Source organism: uncultured Planktosalinus sp. (genome assembly GCF_963973675.1).
Lineage (GTDB): Bacteria > Bacteroidota > Bacteroidia > Flavobacteriales > Flavobacteriaceae > Planktosalinus.
In genome coordinates this window covers 1-7,075 of record NZ_CAXBAN010000123.1, presented here as the reverse complement: position 1 = coordinate 7,075, position 7,075 = coordinate 1, and the positions used below count along the sequence as shown (strand labels likewise).

Here is a 7,075-nt window from a genome sequence, read left to right as displayed (position 1 = left end):
CGCCACCATAAAACTGTGCATTTGATCTCCTTGAAGTCCAGCCTTCAGTGTCGTTTTTAGCAACTACCGCAAACCACATGTCGTCACTGGGGTCAGTTATTGGAATAGTAATATTTGAAGTTGTAGAACTGCCAACAACTTCCATATATTTATCACCTAAAAGATAAAAATCATACGATTCTGCATCAGCGACTGTATTCCAGTCAAATGAGGCTTCTTCCGGACAAACCTGAGTAACCTGAACCACGCCTCCAACAAAGTTTGCTATAGAAAACTCATTGTCGCTTTCGTCTTGAAGACTTCCACTACTTACTCTCACTAGGGCACTTCCACTAATTTCGTTGGGAACGCTCCAGTCATATAGTCTAATGTCGCTATTAACTGTTGTGATGTTATTCCAGCTGGTTCCGCCATCAGTTGAGTATTCCAAAATAAAATCATCTGAGGTGTTTGTAGCATCCCAGTGGATGGTTTCCTGATTGTTAGGGAAAAAGCTTTCCTCACCGTTAGGATAGGTTAAAACAAGCTGGTCTGTAATAATTTCATATACAATAAAATATTCTTGTGGTCCTACCGGTACATTAAAACCTGAAATTTCGATTTCATAGTCACCACTATCCGGATCATTGATTAACACCTGTTCCATATTGTTTAAATGATCTGCTCCGTTTGTTGCCGGCGCATCTAGAGATGTGGCGTTTGGTGTTGGATCGAGTATCCAAGGTAAGAAAGTGTTGTTTGCAGGGTCTGATACCACCAAATCTAAATCATTTACCAAGGCAGGATTGGCACCGGGTGTTGCAGCAGGGTCGTTCCAGTAAACCATAAAACGAACCTGAGTGGTACCTGACGGTACATTTATAGTATGAGTATTGGTGTTACCTTGAGAAATATCATCTGTGAAATACCTACCTTCTTCAATGAGTTTTCCGGCTCTGGTGCCGTTTACCATTCCCCATCCGAATTTATAATCCGGACCTACATTTCCATAATCATTGGTAGTATTTAAAAGTGTAGCTTTTATAAGGGATGATGGGGGGTGGTCACCCCCATTTAAATCAGCATATAATTCATATAACTGCGCAGAAACACCAGCGATACCTGGAGCTGCGCCAGAAGTGCCTCCAAAAACGAGATATTGGTTGTTTTCACTTGTGGAGTTTTGATTTTGGCCGTTAGCGGTAATATCCGGTTTAATTCGTCCATCGTGAGCTGGTCCTCTGCTGCTTGAATTAACTAAATTTCCATTATAAAAAACATTGGCAGTTGCAATTACATTTTTACCTTGTTTATGTCCACCTGTAATATTACCCCATTGTGAACCTGCACCATATCCGCAATTGTTATTATTGGAATTCCCGGCAGAAAAAACGTGTAATAAAGAAGGAATATCGTTTGTTTGTAAATCTACAGTTCTTGCTGTAGAAGTATAACCGTCGTTACAGCCATTACTGTAAGATGAATTTGTGATTTGAACCAAATCATTGTTGATAAGGTTTTGTGTGGGAGTATCAAGAAAGTTGGAAGCATAGTTTGAAACATAAACGTCAGCTCCTGCAGCCATTCCTCGCATACTTGGATTTAAATTTCCAGCTCCTGCCATTATACCTGCTACACCATCTCCATGGGTCTGACCGGTACCGGTGGCTTGTGAGTTATCAATTCTACCTTGAAAATCAATATGGGGTCCAACAATTCCATCATCTCTTACCAATACACCAACACCCACACCGGTATAGTTTGTACCAACAGTGGTTTGAGGATCCAATCCATTAGATCTGTGTAGGCTCCTGCCTCTGGTATCATCTTTAACATCAGGAGCTGTGATTAGTTCAATCCATTTCACAAAAGGTAAATTGGCTAACTCCTCCAGACAGTTATCAGGGATTGATAAATCGATTAAATCAGAATTTTTATACTCCTGCTTAACGGTAATTTGAAGCTTGTTTAACTCATTGATTACATAATCAGAAGTCGCTGTTTTGTGATACTGTAGTGTTACCAGATAATTAGCGCCATCCATTGCCCAAGGCTCAAAAGGCGGGTAGTTTAATTCTTTTGAAATTTTTAAACTCCCCTCAATGGGAATGATACCCCTAACACCATTTTCTTGAAGAAAATTAATAGAAGTGTTTTCAGGAAAGAAAAACAAATATGTTTTATGCGGGATGTATTCCAACAACTGTAAATTAGCATTTTTAAAACGATCCTGAACTATTTGACTGGGGGTTTCATAAAATTGAATCCATCCGTAAAAACCGTTTTCAAATTGTGATTTTTCGGGCATTTGACTCCAATCAAAAGTTTGAATGTTTTCAGGAAATTCAATGATGTTTTCCTGAAAATGAATGGTATATTCATTTTGAGAATGTGAAGTGTTAAAAACAAAAATTAGGAGCAGAACTCCCAATGCCTTCATGTTAAAATGTAAAAGTGTAATTTTTTTTTTCATAGCAACAAATAAAAATTATTAAAATTAATTTTTTAAGAAATCCAAATATATTCAATTGGGTTTAAATATTCTGGGTAAAAAAAGTTAAATTGTAAATTTTAATCCTTTCTGCAAAAGGTGATTGTTCAATTTGTTCAATTCAATAGGCTACTTAAGCCGTGCATTTCCTATCTTTGCCCGCTATGGATGAACAAGTAAAAAAAATGGTTGATGAAGGGATAATGCTTCCATTGATGGAAGATTTTTATACAATTCAGGGAGAAGGCTACCATAAAGGGACAGCTGCTTATTTTATTAGAGTTGGCGGATGTGATGTAGGATGTCATTGGTGTGATGTAAAAGAAAGCTGGAATGCAGCAATTCATCCCCCAACACATATAGATAACATTGTCAAAAATGCAGAAAAATATTCTAAAACAATTGTAATAACCGGAGGTGAACCTTTGACTTGGGATATGAACCCACTAACAAGTCTTTTAAAAGAAAAAAACTTTCAAATCCATATTGAAACATCAGGAGCCTATAAGCTTACCGGAAAATGGGACTGGATTTGTCTGTCGCCAAAAAAAATAAAATTACCGGAACAGGAAATTTATTCGGTTGCAAATGAATTGAAAATGATAATTTATAATATGGATGATTTTCGCTTTGCTGAAGAACAAGCTTTGAAAGTCAACCAAAATTGCAAACTCTACTTGCAACCGGAATGGAGTAAACGTGAAAAAATGATTCCTGTAATTGTTGATTATATAATGAAAAACCCCAAGTGGAAAGTATCCCTACAAACACATAAATACCTGAATATTCCCTAATTTACTTTACCTTTTCAAAAGGGACTTCAATAAAGCGGTCATCCCAGCCAATCATTAAACTCACTCCATTTTCAGTGGGTTTAAAAGCCATTGAGAGCGACTCTATTGTTGCTGCAGCACCTTTTGAAGGTACATTCACTCTAACAACATCCTGATCTTGCATATAACTGTAAGCACCCCAAACATTGGTTTCTCGGTTAATAATGACTGTCCATTCATTTTCGTTAGGAATTGTGTAAAGTGTATAAGTGCCTTTTTCAATAAGCTTTGAGCCTAATTTTAACGGCTCATAGATCTCAAGTTCTGTAGCTTCATTGGCACCCGTTCTCCATACCTTTTCAAAAGGTACCAAAGCACCAAATATTTTACGGTCATTCTTTTTGGGCCTGCTGTAGATGACCCTAATCACGGGCGACATATCGTCATTTCTTGCAATAGTGATATCCAATGGACTCGCGTCAAGACGTGGGAACTCTTGTGCATTTAATGAAGTCGTAGTTAAAATGACAACTAAACTTATAAGGCTTAATCTAAGATAATTTGATAACATAATTTTTTTTATAAAAATAGTCTAAGACTATCTGATGAAGGTGTTAAATAAACGATTAATTTTTGTTAAAATTATTCAATAAGGTAAAATAGTATTTTGACAAATTTTCCACAGTAATTTGTTAATAACTTGATGGTTTAAATGAGTGGCAAGCCTTAAATTTACTATTGGTTTTGTTATATTTGCTCGTTAAGCTTTTTAGGGATATAGTCATACCTGAATTGCATCTTAAATTTAAATTTTACAACCTATAATATTTATGAGCGAAGAATCGAAGAAAATTTATGGCGCAGACAGTATTCAAGCGCTGGAAGGAATGGAGCATGTGCGCATGCGACCATCAATGTACATTGGAGATACAGGAGTAAGAGGGTTGCATCACTTGGTTTATGAGGTGGTTGATAACTCTATTGATGAGGCCATGGGAGGCTATTGTGATAGGATTGATATCTGGATCAATGAAGATAACTCTTTAACAGTAAAAGATAATGGTAGAGGTATTCCTGTTGATCTTCATAAAAAAGAAGGAGTGTCTGCTCTTGAAGTTGTAATGACAAAAATTGGAGCTGGTGGTAAATTTGATAAAGATTCATATAAAGTTTCAGGAGGCCTCCACGGTGTTGGTGTGTCTGTTGTAAACGCATTGTCAGCTCATTTAAAGGCAACTGTCTATAGAGATGGAAAAATCTGGGAGCAGGAATATAAATTAGGAAAAACACAGTACCCTGTTAAATCTGTTGGAGAAACAACCGATAAGGGAACCGTGGTGACCTTCACCCCCGATGTGCAAATTTTTCAACAAACCATCGACTTTAACTATGACACCCTCGCAGGAAGAATGCGGGAACTCGCTTTTCTAAATAAAGGAATTACAATCACATTAACAGATAAAAGGGAAAAAGATGATAAAGGAGAATTTGTTTATGAAAAATTCCATAGCGAAGAGGGCTTAAAAGAGTTTATCAGGTTTTTAGACGGAAACAGAGAGCCGATTATTAAAAATATAATTGCTTTGGAATCTGAAAAAAATGACATTCCAGTAGAGGTCGCGATGACTTACAACTCTTCATTTAACGAAAATTTGCACTCTTATGTAAATAATATAAATACCCACGAAGGAGGAACCCACCTTTCAGGGTTTCGTCGCGGCTTAACAACAACTCTGAAAAAGTATGCAGATGCCTCGGGAATGTTGGATAAACTAAAATTCGAAATAGCAGGGGATGACTTTAGAGAAGGTTTGACCGCCATTGTATCTGTCAAAGTTGCTGAACCTCAATTTGAAGGTCAGACAAAAACAAAACTGGGAAACAGAGAAGTAACTTCAGCTGTAAGCCAGGCAGTTTCAGAAATGCTAACCGATTACTTGGAAGAAAACCCTGAAGATGCTAAAATTATTGTCCAAAAAGTAATCCTTGCTGCTCAAGCCAGACACGCTGCAACAAAAGCACGTGAGATGGTTCAAAGAAAAACAGTAATGAGCATTGGTGGACTTCCCGGAAAACTATCAGACTGCTCTGAAGAAGATCCCCAAAAATGTGAAGTTTTTCTCGTCGAGGGTGACTCAGCTGGCGGAACAGCTAAACAGGGAAGAGACAGAAATTTTCAAGCCATTTTACCTTTAAGAGGAAAAATATTGAATGTTGAAAAGGCAATGCAGCACAAAGTGTTTGAAAATGAAGAAATTAAAAACATCTATACAGCACTTGGCGTAACTATTGGTACTGAAGAAGATAGTAAAGCGTTAAACTTATCAAAATTAAGGTACCATAAAATTGTGATTATGTGTGATGCCGATGTGGATGGTAGCCACATTGCCACCTTAATCCTTACCTTCTTCTTTAGGTATATGCGTGAGCTTATAGAAGCTGGACATGTTTATATTGCTACTCCACCTCTTTATTTAATTAAAAAAGGAAATAAAAAAACCTATGCCTGGAGTGAAAAAGAACGGGAACAAATCAATAGGGATTTTGGAGGAAGTGCAACAATTCAACGATACAAAGGTCTTGGTGAAATGAATGCTGAGCAGCTGTGGGATACAACAATGAATCCGGAGTACAGAACCTTACGTCAGGTAACTATCGATAACTTAAGTGAAGCTGACCATATTTTCTCTATGTTGATGGGCGATGAAGTGCCACCAAGAAGAGAGTTTATTGAAAAAAACGCTGTTTATGCCAATATTGATGCATAACTTTAGTTCTTTAAAATTATAAAACAATGAAACTTGTTTAAAAGCCTTAAAAGAAAGATACTTTTAGGGCTTTTTTAATAATAACAGTTAAGTTCTGTTTATTATTTAGGGTATATCCGATTTCACTTGTTTATTCTATAACACGAATCTAAAAAAATATGAAGAGAACTGTTTTAATACTTTTCACATCACTAATATCAATTACATCACAAGCACAAAACCAGTTAGAAGATTTACTGGCAGCGGGTATTGAAGATGCTCAAAAATTTGCTTCCGGCTATATTTCTCCGGCAGCAGAAGGAGCTATTCACAACCTAACTAATGGTTGGATACAATCTGCTGAGGTAAAAACCCCGCTAAAATTTGAATTTTCCGTTATTGGGAATGTTTCTTTTATAAAAGATGAACATAAAACGTTTACACTAAATGCAACTGAATATAACAATCTTTATTTTAGAGATGGCAGTGTGTCAAAAGAGGTGGGTACAGCTTTTGGTGAAAATAATCCGGAGGTGGTTGTATATGCCATAGTGAAAGATGAAACCGGCGTCTTTGAAGAAGAAGTGGAGTTTGAACTTCCACAAGGGCTTGCTTCTGCAAATGTCAACATGCTGCCAACTGCTTTTTTGCAGGCAAGATTAGGGATTTTCAAAGCCACTGAACTTAAAGTGAGATACTTTCCTAAAGTAGACTATGAAGATGTTAAAACCGGATTAATAGGTGTGGGTTTACAACATGAATTCACACAATGGCTTCCTGTGGAAAAAGCATTTCCGGTTGCTATCGCAGGTTTCATTGGCTTTACAAACCTAACTGGAAATTATGACTTTACAGACAGTCAGATAATTGAAGGCTCCAATCAGCAATTTGAAATAAGGCAGAATAGTTGGCTGTTCCAGGTTCAGGCTTCAACCAAATTAAAGATAATAAATGTTTATGGCGGGTTGGGTTATTTTACCGGAACTTCAGACTTTGATGTATTGGGAACCTATACAGTGCGTGCCGGCACACCTTTATTTGAATCACAAAGCACATTTGATGACCCATTTTCAGTTAGGAATAAA

Annotated in this window: 5 protein-coding genes; 3 read left to right on the top strand and 2 right to left on the bottom strand. The window is 37.0% G+C overall.

All coding sequences use genetic code 11. The annotated features are described in order from the left end of the window. A partial coding sequence (locus AACY61_RS06435) for a S8 family serine peptidase (RefSeq protein WP_339610756.1) occupies positions 1-2,452 on the bottom strand: 2,452 nt, incomplete at its 3' end. Positions 2,453-2,634: 182 nt separating this feature from the next. Here AACY61_RS06435 and AACY61_RS06430 point away from each other — a divergent pair. Next, positions 2,635-3,264 (top strand): 7-carboxy-7-deazaguanine synthase QueE, encoded by a 630-nt coding sequence (locus AACY61_RS06430; protein ID WP_339610757.1) that lies wholly within the window; start codon positions 2,635-2,637, stop codon positions 3,262-3,264. A 1-nt stretch (position 3,265) separates the two neighbouring features. Here AACY61_RS06430 and AACY61_RS06425 read toward each other — a convergent pair whose 3' ends face one another. Further along, positions 3,266-3,814, bottom strand: a complete 549-nt coding sequence (locus AACY61_RS06425) for a DUF2911 domain-containing protein (RefSeq protein WP_339610755.1) — start codon at positions 3,812-3,814, stop codon at positions 3,266-3,268. 259 nt (positions 3,815-4,073) lie between these two features. Here AACY61_RS06425 and gyrB point away from each other — a divergent pair, with 259 nt between their 5' ends. Beyond that, a complete protein-coding gene (gene gyrB / locus AACY61_RS06420) occupies positions 4,074-6,011 on the top strand; it encodes a DNA topoisomerase (ATP-hydrolyzing) subunit B (RefSeq protein WP_339610754.1) in 1,938 nt (645 codons plus the stop codon). A 158-nt stretch (positions 6,012-6,169) separates the two neighbouring features. Continuing rightward, positions 6,170-7,075: DUF6588 family protein (locus tag AACY61_RS06415; RefSeq protein ID WP_339610753.1), on the top strand; the 906-nt coding region annotated here is incomplete at its 3' end.

Bases quoted from the DNA above. Each gene is read 5' to 3' on its own strand.
- AACY61_RS06430 (WP_339610757.1), top strand. From the start codon at position 2,635: ATGGATGAACAAGTAAAAAAAATGGTTGATGAAGGGATAATGCTTCCA.
- AACY61_RS06425 (WP_339610755.1), bottom strand. From the start codon at position 3,814: ATGTTATCAAATTATCTTAGATTAAGCCTTATAAGTTTAGTTGTCATT.
- gyrB (WP_339610754.1), top strand. From the start codon at position 4,074: ATGAGCGAAGAATCGAAGAAAATTTATGGCGCAGACAGTATTCAAGCG.